Raw genomic sequence first — 18,859 nt, forward strand, 5'->3', positions numbered from 1 at the left:
CGGTCAGACCCGTAGCAGCGCTTCGCGCCCCGGCAGCCAGCGGTCCAGATGCGGAATCGCCAGTTGCGGCTCGGTCGCGAGGATGTTCTCGGCGACGTCGCGTGCGGCGTCCAGCAGGTCGGCATCCTTTTCCAGATCGGCGAAGCGCAGCATCGGCACGCCGGACTGGCGCACGCCGGCCAGCTCACCGGGGCCGCGGATCTGCAGGTCCTGACGGGCGATCTCGAAACCGTCGGTGGACTCGTAGATGACCTTGAGCCGCGCCTTGGCCGTCTCGCCCAGCGGGCCGGTATACAGCAGGATGCACAGGCTGGCGTGCGCACCACGGCCGACGCGGCCGCGCAACTGGTGCAGCTGCGCCAATCCCATCCGTTCGGCGTGCTCGATCACCATCAGGCTGGCGTTGGGGACGTCGACGCCGACTTCGATCACTGTCGTCGCGACCAGCACCTGAATCTCGTTGCGCTTGAACGCGTCCATCATCGCGGCCTTCTCGGCCGGCTTCATCTTGCCGTGGACAAGGCCGATGGCGATGCCTTCGAGCTCCTCGGTCAGCTGCGCGTGGGTGTCGACGGCAGTCTGCAACTGCAGCGCTTCGGATTCCTCGATCAGCGGGCAGACCCAGTACACCTGCCGGCCTTCGAGCACCTTGCTGGCGATGCGCTCGATGATCTCGTCGCGGCGCGCGTCCGAGACGAGCTTGGTGACGATGGGCGTACGGCCCGGCGGCAGTTCGTCGATCACGCTGACGTCGAGGTCGGCGTAGAAGCTCATCGCCAGCGTGCGCGGGATCGGCGTTGCCGACATCATCAGCTGGTGCGGGCTGCCGCCTTTCTCGCGCAGCGCCAGCCGCTGGGCAACGCCGAAGCGGTGCTGCTCGTCGACGATGGCGAGGCCGAGGTTCTTGAATTCGACCGTGCCCTGAAAGATCGCATGCGTGCCGACGACCATCTGCGCACTGCCGAGCGCGGCGTCCTCGAGTGCGCTGCGCTTGGCCTTGGCCTTGAGGCTGCCGGTCAGCCAGGCGACCTTGACGCCGAGCGGCTCGAGCCACTGGACGAACTTGGCGTAGTGCTGTTCGGCGAGGATTTCGGTCGGCGCGAGCATCGCGACCTGATAACCGGCCTCGATCGCGTGGCAGGCGGCGATCGCGGCGACGATGGTCTTGCCGGCGCCGACGTCGCCCTGCAGCAGCCGCTGCATCGGATGGCGCTGGCCGAGGTCTTTGGCGATATCGAGCAGCACGCGGTTCTGGGCTTTGGTCAGCCCGAACGGCAGGCTGGCGACGAGCTGCGCGGCCAGCCGGCCCGGCGGCGCGATCACCGGGGCGGTGCGCTCGCGCCGGATCGCCCGCGCCATGCGCAGCGACAGCTGCTGGGCGAGCAGCTCGTCGAACTTGATCCGCCGCCACGTCGGGTGGATGCGTTCGATCAGCTGGACGCGGGCGACGTCGGGCGGCGGGTTGTGCAGGAAGCGGACCGATTCGGCGAAATCGGGAAAACCGAAATCGTGGCGCACCGCCGCCGGCAGGGTGTCGGTCAGCGGCTCGTCCTTCAGCGCCTTGGCGATCAGCCGGGAGAGCTGGGCCTGTGACAGGTTGGCGGTGGTCGGGTAGATCGGTGTCAGGCTGTCGTTGAGCGTGTCGTTGTCCGACAGCGTCTTGACCTTGGGGTGGACCATTTCGTCGCCCCAGAAGCCGTGGCGGATCTCGCCGTACAGCCGCACCCGCTTGCCGACGGCAAGCTGCTGGGCTTGGTTCGGGTAGAAATGGATCAGCCGCACGACCAGCGTACCGCTGGCGTCGCGCACGCGGGCGACGAGCTGTTTCTTCGGCCGGAATGTGGTCTCGCAACCGGTGACTTCGCCTTCGACCAGCGCGGCGGTGCCGACCGGCGCTTCGGCGATCGGGTAGAGCTGGGTTTCGTCTTCGTAGCGCGTCGGCAGGTGCAGCACCAGATCGAAGGCGCGGCTGATGCCGAGCTTCAACAGACGGGTGCGCAGGCCGGGCTGGAGTTGGGCAAGGTCCATCAGGCTAGAACGATTGTTCTGTTGCCTTGGACTGTAGCGGATTTGGCCGGTTTTGGCGAGGCGGGGGCGCCGGCTCAAGATTTGCCGCGGATTGCCGATGGCATGGAAAACAGCGGAGTCCGCCATGTCGACCATTTCGGTCCCGAGTCTCGGGACCAGTACACAGCCTGTTGCCGGCGGCGGCAACATCAACGAGCAGATCGAGCGGGTCAAGGAGAAAATCCAGGACACGCAGGACCAGATCAGCAAGCTTGCGCACGACGATTCGCTCGGACCGAAAGAGAAGAAGGAAATCCAGCAGCTGTTGCAGGCCCAGCTGGCGATGCTGCAGGAGCGTTTGCGCCAGCTGATCGAGCAACGCAGCGAGCGCAGCGACAAACATGCGCCGGCGCGGGCAAGGCTGGATGCCAATCCGGTGAGTGAAGCGCTGCAGGTCGTGACCGGTTCGGTGGACGTGAAGGTCTGAACGGTCGCGGCCGGTCCCGGCCGCGCGGCAGCGTCGATCGATGCATCGTCACTGCCGTGGGCCGCGGAATTGAACGGACCTTATTCCTGGGTCTGTCGGGCGATCCGGACCAGCGCGTGGGCAACTTTCTCGACGCCGGCCTGTGTCCGGGCCTCGACCAGCGCGCCACCTTCGCCGAAGGCCTGACCGGCGCCGCCGACGGCCTGCTGCTGCGGAATCACCAGAAAGCCGAGGTTGGTCAGGTACTGGCGGCTGGCGATCAGCGAGCGCAGCCCGCCCAGCGCGCCCGGCGACGCCGACAGCAGCCCGGCAACCTTGCCTTCGAGAAAGCGCAGCCCGGACTGGCCGCTGGCATCGGCACGGCTGACCCAGTCGAGCGTGTTCTTCAAGAGCGGCGGGAACATGCCGTTGTATTCGGGCGTCGACAGCAGCAGGCCGTGGTGGGCGGCAAACTGCTGCTGCAGCCGTGCCGCGGCTTCGGGCAGGCCGTCGCGGGCTTCGAGATCGCCGTTGTACAGCGGCAGTTCGTAGTCGAGCAGGTCGATCAGCGTGACCTCGGCACCGGCGTCGCGCGCGGCCTGGGCGCCGACGGCGATCAGCTTGCTGTTGAACGAGGCGACGCGGGTACTGGCGGAAAAAGCGAGCAGGCGAACCGTCATGGGGACTCCGTGAGTGTGGTGGCCACTGCGACCGGGCCGGTCAGCAGTTTGTGGATCGGACAGGCGTTGGCGATCTCGAGCAGGCGGGCGCGCTGGTCGGCATCGAGCGCACCGACGAACTCGACCTGCCGGTCGATTTTGGCATCGCCATCCTTGTGGTCGGGCGCATAGGCGAGCCGGACCCGGACGTCGTCGAGCGGCCAGCCCTTGCGTGCTGCGTACATCTTCAGCGTGATCGCGGTGCAGGTGCCGAGCGCGGCCAGCAGCTGCGCGTGCGGATCGGGGCCGGCATCCATGCCGCCCGATTCGCGGCCGACATCACCGAACCAATCGTGGCGGCCGTCGGTGAGCAGCGTGCGGAACGGTTCGCCCGACAGGTGTGCGTTGACGATATCGTGCGCCATCATTCCCCCCTGAGTTTCGGCACGGCCGGCGCCGGCAGACGGTCGCCGTCGTAGCCGTGAACCTCGCCGAAGCGCGCGTCACCGGCGTTCCATTCGTCCGTCGCCTCGCGGATGTCGGCGCCGTTGCGGCCGACGAAGTTCCAGTACAGGATGCGCTCGGACTTGAACGGCTCGCCACCGACGATGAGGATGCGTGTCGCGGCATCGGTTTCGACCTGCAATGCATCGTGGCCACAGCCGAAGTACAGGCATTCGCCCGGCACCAGCGTCTCGCCGTTCAGCCGGGCTTCGCCGACCAGCACGATGGCGCCGTACTCGAAGTCGCGGCGCAGCGGCAGCGTCGTCGCGGCGGCGCTGGCGGCGTTGAGGTCGAGCCCCAGCAGCGGCGTATAGACGCGCGCCGGCGACACGTGTCCCATGAATTCGCCGGCCAGTACGGTGACCCGGTAGCCGCCGTCGTCGAATTCCGGCAGCGACGGGTAATGCTCGAATGCCGGCGGCCGCTCGAACTGCTCGTCCGGCAGCGCGATCCACAGCTGGGCGCCATGCATGATGGCGCTGTGGTTCGGCGGTGATTCTTCCGAATGCGAAATGCCGTGGCCGGCGGTCATCAGGTTGACTTGGCCGGGGCGGATCAATTGTTCGAAGCCGAGGCTGTCACGGTGGTAGACCTCGCCCTCCAGCAGCCACGAAAAGGTCTGCAGCCCGATGTGCGGGTGCGGGCCGACGCGCATGCCCTTGCCGGCACCGATGTCGACCGGGCCGAAATGGTCGAGGAAGCACCACGCGCCGATCATCCGGCGTTCGCGGTTGGGCAGGGCGCGGCGGATCTGCATGCCTTCGCCGAGCACGGCATTGTGCGCGGCAAAGCGCTGCACGAAGGGTGGTGCCGGGCAGTCGGTCGAGATCGATACTTCGTGTTCGGTGCTGCTCATCACGGCTCCTTGTCTGGATTGGCGCAGGGGCGCCGGTTGCCTGACTTCTTCTTTCATCGCGGCAGTCGCGGCGGATGCGAATACTTTGCGGCGAGCGCGGTGGTAAGGGAAGCCCGCAGTTAGGATTTATCGCAGTATTGCCCACAAAGATGGCGAGCTATCGTTGCGGGCATCGATGTTTGTTGTTCATCTCGCCAAGGAATCAGGACATGTCGCATCAACCGAATGCTTATCGCTTGCTCGATCAGATGCGCGAGCAAGGTGCCATTTCCGACGAGGTGCACGCCACCATCGCGCAACTGCTCGCACAGGAGCGTGCACAAGGCTATGCCGCCGGTGCCGATGTGATGAGTGGGCGGTTCTCGGCAAAAATGCTGACCGCATCTGCCGAGAGCCACGCACACTGATTTCGGGTGCCTAGGCCCGTTCGAAACCGTTAAGGCCTTGCTGGAAGTCGACAAAGGCCTGCTGGACCTCTTCGGCGGTGTTCATCACGAAGGGGCCGTAGCGTGCCACAGTCTCGTTCAGCGGTTTGCCGGCGACGACGATGAAACGGACTTCCTGTTCCAGCGCGCCGACGGCGATCGTGTCGCCCTGCGTCAGCGCGGCGAGTTCACCCTGCTTCACCGGCCGCTCCTGCGGGCCGTCGACTACGCCCAGCACATTCTGATAGACGTAGATGAAGGCATGATGTTCCGCCGGCATGGCCAGATCCAGCGTCGCGCCCGCCGGCAGGGTCACGTCGAAATAGCTCGGCTGCGTCGCCACGCCTGACACCGGGCCGGTCACGCCGCCAAACGTGCCGGCGATCACCTTGACCGAACCGCCGCCATCCAGCGCAACCTGCGGGATTTCGCTGGCGGCGAATTCCTGATAGCGCGGCGCGGTCATCTTGTCGCTGGCCGGCAGGTTCACCCACAGCTGGAAGCCCTGCAGCAGGCCGTTTTCCTGTTGCGGCATTTCCGAGTGGACGATGCCGCGCCCGGCGGTCATCCATTGCACGCTGCCCGGGCCGAGGTTGCCGGTGTTGCCCTTGTTGTCGCCGTGCTGCATCTGGCCGGCGAGCATGTAGGTCACCGTTTCGAAGCCGCGGTGCGGGTGCTCCGGAAAGCCGGCGAGGTAGTCGTCGGCGTTGTCCGAGCGGAATTCGTCGAGCAGCAGGAACGGGTCGAGCATCGGCAGGTCCTGGCTGCCGATGACGCGGTTGAGCCGGACGCCACCGCCGTCGGAGGTGGCCATGCCGCGAACGATGCGGGCGATACGGCGATAGGAAGCGGTGGTCATGATCGGGGACTCCAGTCAGTGGTGGTGTCGCTATCATCGTACAAGCTGCCCGGAATGATAATCCACCGGATCGGCAATTGATTGTTCCATTGACAGGACAATGAGGCGCTTGCCTGTGGCGTGCGGCGCGGCCGATATCAATCGGCCTTGACGTTGGCATTCGTTCGATCTTTAATTTCTGTAAATACAGAAATTTCGGAAATAAATGACGAATTGGCCGGTGTCACGCCACTGCTGCCTTCAGCAATTCCGCTGTGGCTGCCGGATCGGGCGGACGGGACCGGACGACGACGGAGATGCGCCATGACCACGCTCACCCTGTATTACGACGGGCTCTGCCCGTTCTGTGCCGCCGAAATGCAGCGCTTGCATCGCTGGGACCGTGGCGGACAGCTCGGGTTTGTCGATATCTCGCAAGCGGGATTCGATCCGGCCGAGCTGGGTGTCGACATGGCGGCACTCGGTCGGGAGCTGCACGGGCGCGACGCCAATGGCCGGATGCTTGTCGGGATCGACACGATGCTGGCCGCCTACACCCTGGTCGGCCGCGGCTGGCTGGTGGCGCCGCTGCGGGTCGCCGTGTTCCGGCCGCATCTGGCGCGCTGGTACCGCCGGTTTGCCCGCAACCGCTATCGCATCTCGCGCTGGCTGGGCTACCGGCCGATCACGCGTTGCGACGGCGACCGTTGCGAAATCGGCAATCCTTTTCTGCGCTGACCCAAGACCGGAGGCCGTGATGCAAACGAGAGTCTGGCTGGTCCGCTGGCTGTATGGCGCGGCCTTGGCACATCTGGTGGTCGGGCTGGCGTTGCCGTGGGTGGCCGATGCCGCGCTGCTCGACGGTTATCACCGCAGCATCGAGCCGGCGTTCCGGGGCGGCACGACGCCGGACGGGGCGCGGGCGTTGCAGGTGTGGTGGATGTCGCTGTTCGGCCCGACGATCCAGGGGCTGGCGCTGTGGATGTGGGCGCTGGTCCGCATCGGTGACGTGCAGCGCAGCGTCACCGCATGGGGCTGGCTGATTGCCGGGCTACTGCTGTGGGCGCCACAGGACATGCTGGTTTCCCTGCGCGCCGGTGCGTGGATCCACGTCTGGGTCGACGTGCTGGCGCTGGCCACGATGCTGCCGCCGTTGTGCTGGCTGTGGTGGCGTGACCGGAGCGTATCCGACGATTCATGACGATGAGGAGAGGGCGATGTCAGAACCACTGCAATGGGTACTCAATCTGTTGATCGCGCAAGGCCTGATGGGCGCCTTCGATACCGTTTACCACCATGAGCTGACCGTGCGGCTGCCCGCGCAGCGCAGTGCCCGGCTGGAGCTGGCGATCCATGCCGTACGTGCCGTGCTGTACGGGCTGCTGTTCGCCGGTGTCGCGCATTTTGCATTCCAGGGCTTCTGGGCGCTGGCCGTGGCGGCACTGATCGCCGTCGAGGTCGGACTGACCTTGTGGGATTTCGTCGTCGAGGATGGCAGCCGCAAGCTGCCGGCGAGCGAACGGGTGCTGCACACGCTGCTGGCGATCAACGGCGGTGCCGTGTTCGGGCTTTACGCGGTGCAACTGGTTCAGTGGGGGGCGCTGCCGACGGCGCTGGTGGCCACCGATTCGGGCTGGCGCGGCACCGTGCTGGCGCTGTTTGCGCTTGGCGTGGCCCTGTCGGGACTGCGTGACGGCAGGGCGGCGTTCAGGCTGTCCCGTGCCCTGCCAGTACCCAATCCGTTTGCCGCGCTGTCGCACCGGCGCGTGCTCGTGACCGGCGGCACCGGCTTCATCGGCACGGCGCTGGTACGGCAACTGCTCGACGCCGGCCATGCCGTGACCCTGCTGGCGCGTGATCCGCTGCGGGCGGCCTACCTGTTCGATGGCCGGGCGCGCTGCGTGCGCTCGCTGGATGCACTGGCCGATGACGAGGCGTTCGACGCCGTGGTCAATCTGGCCGGTGCGCCGGTGATCGGGCCGCGCTGGAATCCGCGCCGCAAGGCGCAGCTGCTTGCCAGCCGGATCGGTACTACGCAAGCCCTGCTGGGCTGGCTGCAAAGGGCGGAAACACGCCCCGGCGTCTGGGTGCAGGCATCGGCGATCGGCTATTACGGCGTGCGGCCGGCCGACGAGACGCTGGCCGAGGATGCTGCACCGGGGCAGGGTTTCATGGTCGAGCTGTGCCGGCGCTGGGAAGATGCCGCGCGTACGGCGACCACGTACGGTGTGCGGCAGGTCGTGCTGCGTCTGGGGCTGGTGTTCGGTGACGGTGGGTCCTTGCCGGCGCTGCTGCTGCCGATCCGTCTGGGTGTTGGCGGCAGGCTGGGTAGCGGCCGGCAGGTGATGAGCTGGATCCATCGCGACGACGTGCTGGCGCTGATCGCCAACGCACTCGCTGAACAGACGATGGCGGGGGTCTACAACGCCGTCGCGCCCGAGCCGGTTGCACAGGCGACGTTCGCCACCTGCGCAGGGCGCCAGCTGCACCGTCCGGTCTGGCTGGCCTTGCCGGCCGCGCCGATCCGCTGGCTGGCAGGCGAAATGGCGCAGCTGTTCGTCGGTGGCCAGCGGGTGGTTCCGGCTCGCCTGCTGGCGCACGGCTTCCGATTCCGCCACCCGGATCTGGCCGGTGCCCTGCGCAGTCTCGTCTGACTAGCGACGTGGCGGGGCTTTCTCCAGCTCCGCAATCGCGTCGGTCAGCGTGTCGACGCGCTTGGCGATCGCGGCCTGCGCGTCGAGCAGGCCGCGGTTGTAGCACTGCGTGCCGATTTCATTGATGGCGAAGTCGAGCAGGAACTCGGCATCGAAACCGCCGAGTTCCAGACCGATCTCGCGATCGCACCAAGTGCGCAGGCGGGCGGCCAGTTCGGCGCGCTCGGCCGGCTCGAAGCGGATCAGCGCCTCGCTCATCGTTTGGCCATCCGTGCGGCGATCAGCGCCTGCTGCTTCTCGGCGATCTTCTGCTTGATCTGCGGAACGGCCGCCAGCGCAGCTTTTTCGCCCTCGAGGATGGCCTGATTCTTCTGGTCGAAATCGGTCGGACCGATCTTGCCGACCTTGGGCCGGATCACCACGTCGGCACGGGTCAGTTCCTGCTCGCCGAGCTTCTGGCCCATGATCACGACCGCCTGATTGACCGTGCCGATCAGCCCGCTCGGGGCCTTGTTGCCGGCCTTGGTCGAAATGTCGACGGCGATGACGATGTCGGCGCCCAGCTCGCGCGCCGCGTCGACCGGCACCGGGCTGACCACGCCGCCGTCGACGTAGCGCTTGCCGGCGATCAGCGCCGGCTCGAATACGCCGGGAATGCTGCTCGAGGCGCGGATGGCCTGACCGGCGTTGCCGCGGACGAATACGGTGCGCTTGCCGGTATCCAGTTCGGTCGCGACCGCGCCGAAGGGCTTGGTGAATTTGTCGATCGGCCGGTTGCCGACCAGCTGGTTGACGAAGTCCTGCAGCTTCTGGCCTTTGACGATGCCGCCGTTCAACAGGCTGACGTCGCGAATCGCAGCCTCGTCGAGACCAAAGGCCTTTTCCTGCAAGGCGAATGCGTCCAGCCCGCTGGCGTACAAGCCGCCGACGACGCTACCGGCGCTGGTGCCGGCAACGGTATCGATTTTGATGCCGTTGGCTTCGAGCATCTTGATCACGCCGATGTGCGCGAAGCCCTTGGCCGCGCCGCCGCCGAGCGCCAAGCCGACACGGACCTTGGGCGGCGGCTCCGGCGTGACAGGAGGTGCAGGGGGCGTAGTGGTGCAGCCGGCGAGCAGCGCCAGCGTCAGGAACGCGCCGAACAGCGGACGCGAGAGGCGGGAAAGTCGGTTCATGCCGGGTCCAGGGAGTCCACAAAGGCGCAGCCGTCGGCCACGCGGAATTTCACATCGAAACGGTACAGCCGCACACCGTAGACGCGGGCGGGGTCGCCGGCGTAGGCCGGGCGCGGATCCTGCGCCAGCACTTCGGTGATCAGTGCGGCCAGTTCCGGATGATGCCTTGCCTGCCGCTCGATCGCCTGCCGTGCAGCGGTGGAAAAATTCACCGTCAGCCGTGGCGGAGCGCTGCTGGCAAAGCCGCCGACGGCATCGGGCAGGCTTTCGACGTAGGGGATATAGGGCTTGATGTCGACGATGGGGGTGCCGTCGACGAGGTCGACGCCCCGAAAGTGCAATACCACGCCGTCGGTGGTGTCGACGCCGGCCAGCTCGACCAGCGACAGCCCGAGCGAGTTGGGCCGGAACGGGCTGCGGCTGGCGAAGACGCCGACGCGGGCATTGCCGCCGAGGCGCGGCGGTCTCACCGTCGGCTGCCATTGGCCACCGGTCTGGTGGAACACGAAGGTCAGCCAGACGTGCGAGAACGCATCGAGTCCGCGCACCGCTTCGGGCCGGTCGTAAGGCGGAAGCAGCCTGAGCGTGCCGGTGGCGTGCGGCGCCAGCGAAGGCTGGCGCGGGATGCCGAATTTGTCCGGAAACGGCGTTGCCAGATGGCCCAGCGGCGAGAGCGAAAAGGAGTCGGTATTCACCGGCGCGATTGTGCCTCGCTTCGGCGCCGCTTTCCAAGTGATGCGGCACACCAACGCTTCGGTGCCGCGAAGCGGGAACGCGGAAGGGCGCAGCGGGGCCGATGTTATATTTGGCGGTCGCCATCCCCTCGACCCGACGACGTGATCCGACTGCCTGCCGCCCTGCGTTTCGTACCACGCCCGCTCGTGCTGGCGCTGACCGTCCTGACGGTCGGCCTGTGCCTGTCCTGGCTGGTCTCGCAGTTGCTGGTGCGGATCGAATCACGGGCGCTCGAGGGGCGTTTCCGGATGGAAGCACAGGGCGTCGTCGGCCAGCTGGGGCGCGGTGTGGCGCACGACATCGGCGCGCTGCATTCGATCGCGCGCTTCATGGCGCTGTCGCCCGAGGCGTCGGCGAGTGACTTCGGCCTGTTCGTCGAACCCTATCTGGATACCTTTGGCGGCCTAGCCTGGGTCCGGCCGGGCAACGACGGATCGCAGCGCGTCCACTACGCCGAACCGGGCGGCTCGCACGGCGGCTTCGTCGGTGCCGAGCTGGGCAGGGACCCGACGCGTGGGCCGGTGCTGCGGCGCGCGCAGGAACGGCGCGGCATCGCCACCTCGCCGGTGATGCCGCTGCGCGGCGATTACCTCGGCGAACAGGGGTACGCAATTGCGATCGCCGTGTTCCGGCCCGGGCAGAACGTGCCGCTCGGCTTTGTCTGGGGCACCTACCGGCTCAAGCTGCTGCAGGCGCAGCTGGACCGGCTGGCACAGGAGCGCGGGATCGTGCTCGCGCTCGAGGACGAGAGCGGCCGGACCATAGTCGGCAGCGGCGACCCCGCCGCCGCGGCACCGCTGCCTGCGTACTTTCAGCCGCTGCTGATCGGTGACCGGGCGCTGACCTTGCGGGTGACCGCCGCCGGCGGATTCTCCCGCAAGGACAACTGGATCGATGCCGCAACGGTCTGGGTGCCGGGCACGATGATTCCGCTGCTGGTGGCGCTGCTGGTCTTCGTGCTCGCCAATCGCCAGCGCTATGCCGAAGCACTGGCCGTGTCGCGGGCGCGCGAACTCCGGCAGAGCGAACAACGGCTGCGGCGGATTTTCCACGCCATCGACGACGCGCTGTTTCTGGTCGATGCGCGCTGGTCGGTACGCAAGGCCAACCAGTCGGCCGAAACGCTGCTGACCGAGTGGCGCATCGACGACGGGCACGAGGTCGGGGCGTTTACCGCCGTGGCCACACAGGCCGGGTTCGACGCCGAAGTGGCCGGGCTGCTGACCGGCGGCGAGCCCTTCCTGCTCGATCGGGTGATCGGCGGCCACAGCTACGCGATCTCGGGCGTACGCGTGGCGCGTGCCGGTGCCAGCGTCGACGACGTGCTGATCCGCATTTCCGACCTGTCGGAACAGCGGCGTACGCTGCTCGAGCTGCAGGAAACCCGGGCTTATCTGGGCAACGTGCTCGATGCCGCATCGCGGGTGTCGATCATTGCCACCGACCTGCACGGGCAGATCGAACTCTTCAATCGCGGCGCCGAATACCTGCTCGGCTATCGAGCCGACGAGGTTGCCGGCGTCGCATCGATGCTGGAATTCCTCTCGGACCCCGAGATCGACGCGCGGGTGCAGGAGCTGGGTGACGAACTGGGGCATGCGGTCGGCCGTTTCGAGGCGCTGACCCTCGTGGCCGAACGCAGCGGTATGGATGCACGCGTCTGGACGCACCGGACCCGCAGTGGCGAGCTGCGTCAGGTCGAGCTGACCGTGACGCGCATCGTCGGTGCGCAGGGCCGCCGCGTCGGCTACCTGTGCATCGGCGTCGACATCACCGAACGGCTGGCGGCCGAGGCGGCGCTGCTTCGTCGCGACCGGTTGTTGTCCAAGCTGTCCGAGCGCGTGCCGGGGCTGATCTACCAGTTCCAGCGCTTCCCCGACGGCCGCTCGTGCTTCCCGTATGCCAGCGACGGCATCCAGGCAATCTACGGTGTCAGCCCCGAGGAGGCTGCCGAGGATGCCCGCGTCGTGCTCGAACGCATCGTTGCCGACGACATGCCGATGCTGATCGAGTCGATCGAACAGTCGCAGGCACAGCTCAGTCTGTGGCGTTGCGACTACCGCGTCGACCTGCCGCAGCGCGGTGTGCGCTGGCTGCGCGGCGAGTCGTCGCCCGAGCGACAGGAAGACGGCAGCACGATCTGGTACGGCTTCATTTCCGACATCACCGAACAGAAGAAGGCCAGCGACCAGATCGCGCTGCTGGCCAGCGTGATCGAGGCCAGTTCGCTCGCGGTGCTGATCGTCGATGCGCGCGAACCGGATCTGCCGCTGATCTTCGTCAACTCGGCGTTCGAACACATTACCGGCTACGCGCGCCACGAGGTGATCGGCCGCAACTGCCGCTTCCTGCAGGGGCGCGACCGGCTGCAGCCCGAGATCGAGACGGTGCGCCGGCTGATCGCAGAGCAGCGTGCGGGTCGGGTCAGGCTGCGCAATTACCGCAAGGACGGTACGCCGTTCTGGAACTCGCTGTCGCTGACGCCGCTGACCGATGGCCTGGGTGTGCCGACGCATTTCATCGGCGTGTGCGAGGACATTTCCGACCGGGTCGAGGCGCAGAACGCGCTGGCGGCGAGCGAGGAGAAGTTCCGCACCTTCTTCGAATCGTCGCCGGTCGGCATGGCGCTGATCCGACACAGCGACGGCCACTTCGTCGACGCCAATACCGCGTTCTGCAATCTGCTCGGCTACGGCGTCGACGAGTTGCGCGCACAATCGCTCGCCGCGATCACGCCCGTCGAGTTCGCGCAACAGGACCGCGAGCTGGTGTACGAGCTGTATCGCCACCAGCGCTACGGCCCGTACGAAAAGGAATACCTGCACCGCGGCGGCCACCGCGTGCCGGTGCTGATCAACGGCTTCCTGATGCCGAGCAAGGAAGGGCAGGGGCTGGCGTGGTGCATTGCCGAGGACATCTCCGAACAGAAACGCCTGCAGCGCGAACTCGAGCAGATGTCGATCACCGATCCGCTGACCCAGCTCTACAACCGCCGCTATTTCAATCTGGCGATCGAGCGCGAGGTTGGCCGGGTCAACCGCAGCGGTGCGCCGCTGTCGCTGCTGATGTTCGACATCGACCATTTCAAGCGCATCAACGACCAGTTCGGTCACGATGTCGGCGACAAGGTGTTGCAGCATCTGGCGCAGCTGGTACGCCAGCGCGTGCGCAATTCGGACATCTTCTGCCGTCTGGGCGGCGAGGAGTTCCTGCTCGTCTGTCCCGATACCGACTTCGCCGCCGCCGAACAGCTGGCGCAGATGCTGCTCACCGCCTTGCGTGACGAGCCGTTCGAGATCGTCGGCCGGGTGACCGCCAGCATCGGCGTCACCCAGTACCAGCCGTTCGAGCGCATCGACGCGGCGCTCAAGCGTGTCGACAACCTCGTCTACGCGGCCAAGGACATGGGCCGCGACCGGATCGCGACCGCCTGAGTGGCCGGGGCATACCCGTCGCGCAGCAAAAAGGCCGGCAATGCCGGCCTTTTTCATCGGGTCGCGAGGCGACTCAAAGATTGTGGTACCAGATCACGCCGATGACGATCGGCGCCAGTACCGCGCACACCAGCCGGAACGCCGGCAGGACGGCGGCCGAACCTTCGGCGCTGAGCTCGTTGCGGATCTTCGGCCAGATCGCCCAGCCGACGAACAGGGCAACGAAGAGGCCGCCGGCCGGCATCAGCATGTTCGACGCAACATAGTCCATCAGGTCGAACGGCCCCTTGCCGAAGAGCTGCACGTCGGCCAGCGGGCCGAACGACAGCGCGGCCGGAATGCCGACGACGAAGGAGGCGATGGCGACGGCGATGGTCGCGGTCTTGCGCGCCCAGCCGAATTCGTCGATCAGGAAGGACACGATCGGCTCGAGGATGGACACCGACGAGGTCAGCGCGGCAAACAGCAGCAGGAAGAAGAACGCGATCGCGAAGAACTGGCCGGCCGGCATCTGCGCAAAGATCGCCGGCATGGTGATGAAGGTCAGCCCCGGGCCGGCCGCCGGATCGACGTGGAAGGCGAACACCGCCGGCAGCACCATCAGCCCGGCGAGCACGCAGGCCAGCGTCGCCAGCGAGCTGACCCACAGCGTGGCACCGACGAGCTTGGTGTCCTGCGGCAGGTAGGAGCCGTAGGCGATGATCATGCCGCCGCCGAGCGACAGCGAGAAGAACGCCAGGCCAAGCGCGTCGACGATCATGCTGGCGGTCAGCTTGGAGAAGTCCGGCGTGATGAAGTACTTCACGCCGTCCCAGGCGTCCGGCAGCGTCAGCGAACGGGCGATCAGGATCAGCATCAGCAGGAACAGCGCCGGCATCAGCACCTTGCTCATCCGCTCGATGCCTTTCTCGACGCCGCCCATGACCACGGCGACGGTGATGCCGAGGAAGGCTGCGGTATAGCCGAGTGCCTGGCCCGGATTGGCGATGAAGCTGCCGAAGGCTGCCGACAGCGCCTTGGTGTCGCTGGTCAGGGCCTCGCCGGTGATCGAGCGGAAGATGTAGGCGATCGTCCAGCCGCCGACGACGCAGTAGTACGAGAGGATGATGAAGATGCACAGCACCGACAGCCGGCCGGCCCACGGCCACAGGCCGCCCTTGAGGTCTCGGAAGGCGGTGGTGGCCGATTTCTTCGCGGTGCGGCCGATCAGCATCTCGGCCAGCAGCAGCGCGATGCCGATGGTGAAGACGCAGACGAGGTAGGCGATCAGGAAGGCGCCACCGCCGTTCTTGCCGGCGACGTAGGGGAATTTCCAGATGGCGCCCAGGCCGACGGCGGAGCCCGAAGCGGCGAGGATGAAGCCCAGCTTGGAGCCCCAGTTTGCCCGGTTGGCAGTCTCAGACATCAAAATCTCCACAAAATCAACCGATTAGCTTGCACTTCCGCAAGCGGAAAGTTCAAGTGCAACATTCACCGATTGTGATCTGGCGCAAATCCGTGCTGGGACCGGACGCCGGGAAGCAAAAAAAACGGGCCTTGCGGCCCGTATCAATATCGAGTGCTCTGAAATCGGACTACTTCGGCCCGCCGAGGACGGCAACCAGCTGGTTGTAGCGGCGGTAAAGCTGTTTCTCGCTGGCGGTGCGTTCGGCGTCGGTCTGCTTGGCGAGATTGAGTTTGAACAGGTCGAAGTACAGCTGCAGGTCGGTGACTTCGCGCAGCTGGCGGTTGCTCGACGACAGGAAGCCCGACAGCTGGTCGGCGTAGTAGAGCCGGGTTTTCTCCTGCGCGGTGTTCGCGCCCTTGCGGCCGTAGTCGAGGAAGAAGCGCGCGACGGCGGTGCGGGTCGCCGCCGGCAGATCCTTGCGGTAGACCAGCGGATCGTAGGAAAACGACGGCGACTGCCACAGCACGCGCATCTGTCTGACGTCGCGCGGATAGGTTTCGCGCAGCTTGTCGAAATCGTCACTGTTGCAGACGGCGACGTCGACGCGCCTGTCGGCCAGCGCACGGAAGTTGTCCTCGGCGTTGCCGGACTTCACCTCGCGGAAGAACGCTTCGGGCAGCACGTTGCGTTTGGCAAACGCGAGGTAGGCCGGAATCAGGTAACCCGCGGTCGAACTCGTTGCGCCGGTGGCCAGCCGCCAGCGCTGTTTGTCGCGCAGCAGGGCGTCGAAGTCGGCCGGTCCGTCGTTGCGCACCAGCAGCAGCGAGCGGTAGTCGGCCACGCCGCCGGTCAGCGCAAGGCGGGCGAAAATTTCGCCGTTGCCCGCTTCGATCAGCGACAGCGCGGTGCCGGTGTTGGCGCGGGCAATCTGGATTTCCTTGCTGGCGAAACGGCGCAGCAGTTCGGCGTCGTCCTTGACCGCGACGACCTTCACCGGCTGGCCCAGCGCCTTGGCCAGATCGTTGGCGACGGGCTGCCAGTCGGCCACGACGTCGCCCTCGTTCTTGCCGGCCAGCAGGCCGAGCGTGAGGTCGGCGCGTGCCGTACCGGCGAGCAGCGCCAGCGTCGCCATCGTGATCCAGAAATGCCGCATTGCCGTTCCCCAGGTAGTCAGGGGCGCGACTGTAAGCCGGCTTCATGACGCCGGGATGACAAGTCTGCAGACGGTCGCGACGGGCCGCCGATCGGTCCCGCGCTAGGCCGATGCGAGCACGATGGCGCGGCAGTCGGCCGGGGTCAGCGTGCCGTGCTCGCCCAGCGCCAGCCGCTTGTGGCGCGTCAGCTGTGCTTCGACACCGGCTGCCGCTTCGGCGGCGTCGATGCCGTAATCGGCCAGTCTCGTCTTCAGTCCGGCCGATTCGAAGAAACGGCGGGTCGCGTCGATCGCGGCGCGCGCCACGGTCGCGTCGTCGCCGTCCAGCCCCCAGACGCGGCGGCCGTACTGCGCCAGCTTGGCGCGCTTGGCGTCGAAGGTATGCGCCAGCAGGTTCGGCAGCGTCACGGCCAGCGTCTGGGCATGGTCGAGCCCGTACAGCACGGTCAGCTCGTGGCCGATCGCGTGCGTGGCCCAGTCGAGCGGCTGGCCGAGCGGCACCAGCCCGTACATCGCCTGGTCGGCGGCCCACATCAGGTTGGCCTGGGCGTCGTAGTCGGTCTGGTCCTGCAGCAGTGCCGGCGCGATCTCGACCAGCGTCGAGAGGATGCCTTCGGCCAGTCGGTCCTGCACGCGCGCCTCCAGCGGGTAGGTCAGGTATTGCTCGGTGGTGTGCACGAAGGCGTCGACAAGGCCGTTGCCGAGCTGGCGTGCCGGCAGCGTGGAGATCACGGTGGGGTCGAGGACCGAGAAGCGCGGGAACACGGCCGGGTTCTTGAACGACAGCTTGTCCTGCGTTTCCTTGCGGGTGATCACGCCGGTGAAGTTGGCTTCCGAACCGGTGGCCGGCAGCGTCAGTACGCAGCCGATCGGCAGCGCCGATTTCAGCGGCGTCTTGTTGCCGACGATCAGCCACGGGTCGATGCCCGGGTCGAGCGCCAGCGCCGCGGCGATGAACTTGCTGCCGTCGAGCACCGAGCCGCCGCCGACACCGAGTACCCAGTCGACACCCTGTTCCTTGCCGAGTTCGACCGCCTGCATCAGCGTTTCGAATTCGGGGTTGGCCGGCACGCCGGCGAATTCGACCACGGTCCGCCCGGCCAGCGCGGCGATCACCTGGTCGTAGACGCCATTGCGCTTGATGCTGCCGCCGCCATAGACGACCAGTACCCGTGCGCCCGGCGGAATTTCCGCGGTGATCTGGGCGATCTGTCCCTTGCCGAAATGCAGGCGGGTCGGATTGTGGAAGCTGAAGTTCTTCATTGGCGGAATCCTTGCTGGGTATCTCGGCACGGGTCGCCGGTCGGTCTACCCGGCGACCCTCTGCCCATAGTGTATTGGGATTCGTCGCAGCGGGTCCGGAACGCGGTAAATATTACCGTTCGTCGGTTAAAGATCGAAAGAAAATCGGATTTTGTTTTTTCCATTTGTTTTTCTTTCGTTTGTCATATGTACCGGTTCCGTTTCTTCATTTCTCCGTAACAATCCTTCATGCAAGGCGGTTTTTGGCCGGATCTTCTGCGCGACATGTGATGGATGTTCTGCATATGTTCATATGAATCAATCAATTGCGGTTTGATGTTTTAAACATGACGGTTTGTAGTTTTGTGAAGGTCCCGGATCGCGCCGGTCTGTCGAGTCGTCGAAAACCCGCAAGTTTTGATTGGCCCTAATCGAAAGTTATGGCTTTGACCTGTTTGTGTTTTCCGGCCTACAGTCCGGTCAACGCAATACGCCGGACCGGATACGGATCACCGTCCGGCGCACGGAAAACGGACACCAGGACGCAGCCATGGATCGGGTACAGGAACGCCGCAACCGCATCGTGCAACTGATGCGCGAACAGGAGAGCTGCAACGTCAGCGACCTTGCCGACGCGCTCGGTGTATCGACGGTGACGATACGCGGCGACCTCGATTTCCTCGAAGACAGCGGCTGCATCAGCCGCAGCTACGGCAAGGCGGTGCTCAGCCCGCACTTCGCCTTCGAGCTCGATTTCCGCGAAAAGGAAAAAACCCGCAGCGAAGCCAAGCAGCTGATCGGCCGCGCTGCCGCGCAGCTCGTCGGCGACGGCGATGCGCTGATCATCGATTCGGGCTCGACCGTCGGCTTCGTGCCGCGCTACGTCGAAGCGCACAAGCGCTGCACGCTGATGACCAACGCGCTGAATCTCGCCAACGAGCTGATCGGCGACGTGCGCTTCGAACTGATGATGACCGGCGGCACCGTCCGTGCCGATTCCTACTCGCTGTGCGGACCGATCGCCGAACAGGCGGTGCGGCTGCACCACTTCGACACGCTGTTCATCGGTGCCGACGGCATCGACCTCAAGGCCGGCGTCACCACCACCAACGAACAGGATGCCCAGCTCAACCGCGCCATGATCAAGGCGGCCGACAAGGTCGTGCTGCTGGCCGATTCGAGCAAGTTCGGCCGCCGCGGTTTCTGCGTGATCTGCCCGTTGCCTCAGGTGCACACGCTGATCACCGACAGCGGCATCACCGACGAATACCGACGTGCGCTGACGCTGTCCGGCGTCAACGTGATCGTCGCCGACGAATGAACA

The 18,859-nt window shown here is 66.2% G+C and carries 19 protein-coding genes; 7 read left to right on the plus strand and 12 right to left on the minus strand.

What is annotated here, in order from left to right; genetic code table 11:
• Window positions 1-3 precede the first annotated feature (3 nt).
• Window positions 4-2,070: an ATP-dependent DNA helicase RecG gene (recG, locus tag IE097_RS13655; RefSeq protein ID WP_373295750.1), complete on the minus strand. Its 2,067-nt coding sequence runs from the start codon at window positions 2,068-2,070 to the stop codon at window positions 4-6.
• An 82-nt stretch (window positions 2,071-2,152) separates the two neighbouring features.
• Here recG and IE097_RS13660 point away from each other — a divergent pair, with 82 nt between their 5' ends.
• Window positions 2,153-2,494, plus strand: coding sequence for a FlxA-like family protein (locus IE097_RS13660; protein WP_189461409.1), 342 nt, complete (start codon window positions 2,153-2,155; stop codon window positions 2,492-2,494).
• 80 nt (window positions 2,495-2,574) lie between these two features.
• Here IE097_RS13660 and IE097_RS13665 read toward each other — a convergent pair whose 3' ends face one another.
• Genes IE097_RS13665 through IE097_RS13675 form a run of 3 tightly spaced genes read right to left on the minus strand, consistent with a single transcriptional unit; the run spans window position 2,575 to window position 4,492 of the window.
• On the minus strand, window positions 2,575-3,153 hold the full coding sequence (locus tag IE097_RS13665; protein ID WP_189461410.1) for an NADPH-dependent FMN reductase: 579 nt from the start codon (window positions 3,151-3,153) through the stop codon (window positions 2,575-2,577).
• Entirely contained in the window at window positions 3,150-3,557 is a 408-nt protein-coding gene (locus IE097_RS13670; RefSeq protein WP_229797591.1) for an OsmC family protein, read from the minus strand. Before IE097_RS13670 ends, IE097_RS13665 begins: the two co-directional genes overlap by 4 nt.
• Complete coding sequence (locus IE097_RS13675; RefSeq protein ID WP_189461412.1) at window positions 3,557-4,492, minus strand: pirin family protein; 936 nt, start codon at window positions 4,490-4,492, stop codon at window positions 3,557-3,559. Before IE097_RS13675 ends, IE097_RS13670 begins: the two co-directional genes overlap by 1 nt.
• 209 nt (window positions 4,493-4,701) lie before the next feature.
• Here IE097_RS13675 and IE097_RS13680 point away from each other — a divergent pair, with 209 nt between their 5' ends.
• Window positions 4,702-4,899, plus strand: a complete 198-nt coding sequence (locus IE097_RS13680; protein WP_189461413.1) for a hypothetical protein — start codon at window positions 4,702-4,704, stop codon at window positions 4,897-4,899.
• Between the two features lie 10 nt (window positions 4,900-4,909).
• On the opposite strand, the gene IE097_RS13685 is transcribed toward IE097_RS13680, so the two are convergent.
• On the minus strand, window positions 4,910-5,776 hold the full coding sequence (locus IE097_RS13685; RefSeq protein WP_189461414.1) for a pirin family protein: 867 nt from the start codon (window positions 5,774-5,776) through the stop codon (window positions 4,910-4,912).
• 137 nt (window positions 5,777-5,913) lie between these two features.
• Entirely contained in the window at window positions 5,914-6,081 is a 168-nt protein-coding gene (locus tag IE097_RS13690) for a hypothetical protein (protein WP_189461415.1), read from the minus strand.
• On the opposite strand from IE097_RS13690, the gene IE097_RS19385 reads away from it, so the two are divergent.
• Genes IE097_RS19385 through IE097_RS13700 form a run of 3 tightly spaced genes read left to right on the plus strand, consistent with a single transcriptional unit; the run spans window position 6,080 to window position 8,409 of the window.
• Complete coding sequence (locus IE097_RS19385; RefSeq protein WP_229797592.1) at window positions 6,080-6,493, plus strand: thiol-disulfide oxidoreductase DCC family protein; 414 nt, start codon at window positions 6,080-6,082, stop codon at window positions 6,491-6,493. The genes IE097_RS13690 and IE097_RS19385 overlap by 2 nt on opposite strands.
• 19 nt (window positions 6,494-6,512) lie before the next feature.
• On the plus strand, window positions 6,513-6,956 hold the full coding sequence (locus IE097_RS19390; RefSeq protein WP_229797593.1) for a hypothetical protein: 444 nt from the start codon (window positions 6,513-6,515) through the stop codon (window positions 6,954-6,956).
• Between the two features lie 16 nt (window positions 6,957-6,972).
• A complete protein-coding gene (locus tag IE097_RS13700) occupies window positions 6,973-8,409 on the plus strand; it encodes a TIGR01777 family oxidoreductase (protein WP_189461416.1) in 1,437 nt (478 codons plus the stop codon).
• On the opposite strand, the gene IE097_RS13705 is transcribed toward IE097_RS13700, so the two are convergent.
• From IE097_RS13705 to tsaA, 3 genes are read right to left on the minus strand one after another with little or no spacing between them, the layout of a single operon-like run.
• Window positions 8,410-8,667: a DUF2164 domain-containing protein gene (locus IE097_RS13705; RefSeq protein WP_189461417.1), complete on the minus strand. Its 258-nt coding sequence runs from the start codon at window positions 8,665-8,667 to the stop codon at window positions 8,410-8,412. It lies immediately after the preceding gene.
• Window positions 8,664-9,584 (minus strand): patatin-like phospholipase family protein, encoded by a 921-nt coding sequence (locus tag IE097_RS13710; RefSeq protein ID WP_189461418.1) that lies wholly within the window; start codon window positions 9,582-9,584, stop codon window positions 8,664-8,666. Before IE097_RS13710 ends, IE097_RS13705 begins: the two co-directional genes overlap by 4 nt.
• Entirely contained in the window at window positions 9,581-10,279 is a 699-nt protein-coding gene (gene tsaA, locus IE097_RS13715; protein ID WP_189461419.1) for a tRNA (N6-threonylcarbamoyladenosine(37)-N6)-methyltransferase TrmO, read from the minus strand. The genes IE097_RS13710 and tsaA overlap by 4 nt, the downstream gene beginning before the upstream one ends.
• Before the next feature lie 141 nt (window positions 10,280-10,420).
• On the opposite strand from tsaA, the gene IE097_RS13720 reads away from it, so the two are divergent.
• A complete protein-coding gene (locus IE097_RS13720) occupies window positions 10,421-13,753 on the plus strand; it encodes a PAS domain S-box protein (RefSeq protein ID WP_189461420.1) in 3,333 nt (1,110 codons plus the stop codon).
• A 73-nt stretch (window positions 13,754-13,826) separates the two neighbouring features.
• On the opposite strand, the gene IE097_RS13725 is transcribed toward IE097_RS13720, so the two are convergent.
• The 3 genes from IE097_RS13725 to IE097_RS13735 form a co-directional block, all read right to left on the minus strand.
• Window positions 13,827-15,158: a sodium-dependent transporter gene (locus IE097_RS13725; protein ID WP_189461421.1), complete on the minus strand. Its 1,332-nt coding sequence runs from the start codon at window positions 15,156-15,158 to the stop codon at window positions 13,827-13,829.
• A gap of 169 nt (window positions 15,159-15,327) precedes the next feature.
• Entirely contained in the window at window positions 15,328-16,293 is a 966-nt protein-coding gene (phnD, locus tag IE097_RS13730) for a phosphate/phosphite/phosphonate ABC transporter substrate-binding protein (RefSeq protein ID WP_189461422.1), read from the minus strand.
• Between the two features lie 102 nt (window positions 16,294-16,395).
• Window positions 16,396-17,556, minus strand: coding sequence for an iron-containing alcohol dehydrogenase (locus tag IE097_RS13735; RefSeq protein WP_189461423.1), 1,161 nt, complete (start codon window positions 17,554-17,556; stop codon window positions 16,396-16,398).
• 529 nt (window positions 17,557-18,085) lie between these two features.
• On the opposite strand from IE097_RS13735, the gene agaR reads away from it, so the two are divergent.
• Window positions 18,086-18,856, plus strand: coding sequence for a transcriptional repressor AgaR (gene agaR / locus IE097_RS13740; RefSeq protein ID WP_189461424.1), 771 nt, complete (start codon window positions 18,086-18,088; stop codon window positions 18,854-18,856).
• Window positions 18,857-18,859: the final 3 nt, after the last annotated feature.

It is taken from the genome of Jeongeupia chitinilytica, assembly GCF_014652315.1.
In the GTDB taxonomy this organism is placed as follows: Bacteria; Pseudomonadota; Gammaproteobacteria; order Burkholderiales; family Chitinibacteraceae; genus Jeongeupia; species Jeongeupia chitinilytica.

Bases quoted from the DNA above. Each gene is read 5' to 3' on its own strand.
- IE097_RS13660 (WP_189461409.1), top strand. From the start codon at position 2,153: ATGTCGACCATTTCGGTCCCGAGTCTCGGGACCAGTACACAGCCTGTT.
- IE097_RS13665 (WP_189461410.1), bottom strand. From the start codon at position 3,153: ATGACGGTTCGCCTGCTCGCTTTTTCCGCCAGTACCCGCGTCGCCTCG.
- IE097_RS13670 (WP_229797591.1), bottom strand. From the start codon at position 3,557: ATGGCGCACGATATCGTCAACGCACACCTGTCGGGCGAACCGTTCCGC.
- IE097_RS13675 (WP_189461412.1), bottom strand. From the start codon at position 4,492: ATGAGCAGCACCGAACACGAAGTATCGATCTCGACCGACTGCCCGGCA.
- IE097_RS13680 (WP_189461413.1), top strand. From the start codon at position 4,702: ATGTCGCATCAACCGAATGCTTATCGCTTGCTCGATCAGATGCGCGAG.
- IE097_RS13685 (WP_189461414.1), bottom strand. From the start codon at position 5,776: ATGACCACCGCTTCCTATCGCCGTATCGCCCGCATCGTTCGCGGCATG.
- IE097_RS19385 (WP_229797592.1), top strand. From the start codon at position 6,080: ATGACCACGCTCACCCTGTATTACGACGGGCTCTGCCCGTTCTGTGCC.
- IE097_RS13690 (WP_189461415.1), bottom strand. From the start codon at position 6,081: ATGGCGCATCTCCGTCGTCGTCCGGTCCCGTCCGCCCGATCCGGCAGC.
- IE097_RS19390 (WP_229797593.1), top strand. From the start codon at position 6,513: ATGCAAACGAGAGTCTGGCTGGTCCGCTGGCTGTATGGCGCGGCCTTG.
- IE097_RS13700 (WP_189461416.1), top strand. From the start codon at position 6,973: ATGTCAGAACCACTGCAATGGGTACTCAATCTGTTGATCGCGCAAGGC.
- IE097_RS13705 (WP_189461417.1), bottom strand. From the start codon at position 8,667: ATGAGCGAGGCGCTGATCCGCTTCGAGCCGGCCGAGCGCGCCGAACTG.
- IE097_RS13710 (WP_189461418.1), bottom strand. From the start codon at position 9,584: ATGAACCGACTTTCCCGCCTCTCGCGTCCGCTGTTCGGCGCGTTCCTG.
- IE097_RS13725 (WP_189461421.1), bottom strand. From the start codon at position 15,158: ATGTCTGAGACTGCCAACCGGGCAAACTGGGGCTCCAAGCTGGGCTTC.
- phnD (WP_189461422.1), bottom strand. From the start codon at position 16,293: ATGCGGCATTTCTGGATCACGATGGCGACGCTGGCGCTGCTCGCCGGT.
- IE097_RS13735 (WP_189461423.1), bottom strand. From the start codon at position 17,556: ATGAAGAACTTCAGCTTCCACAATCCGACCCGCCTGCATTTCGGCAAG.
- agaR (WP_189461424.1), top strand. From the start codon at position 18,086: ATGGATCGGGTACAGGAACGCCGCAACCGCATCGTGCAACTGATGCGC.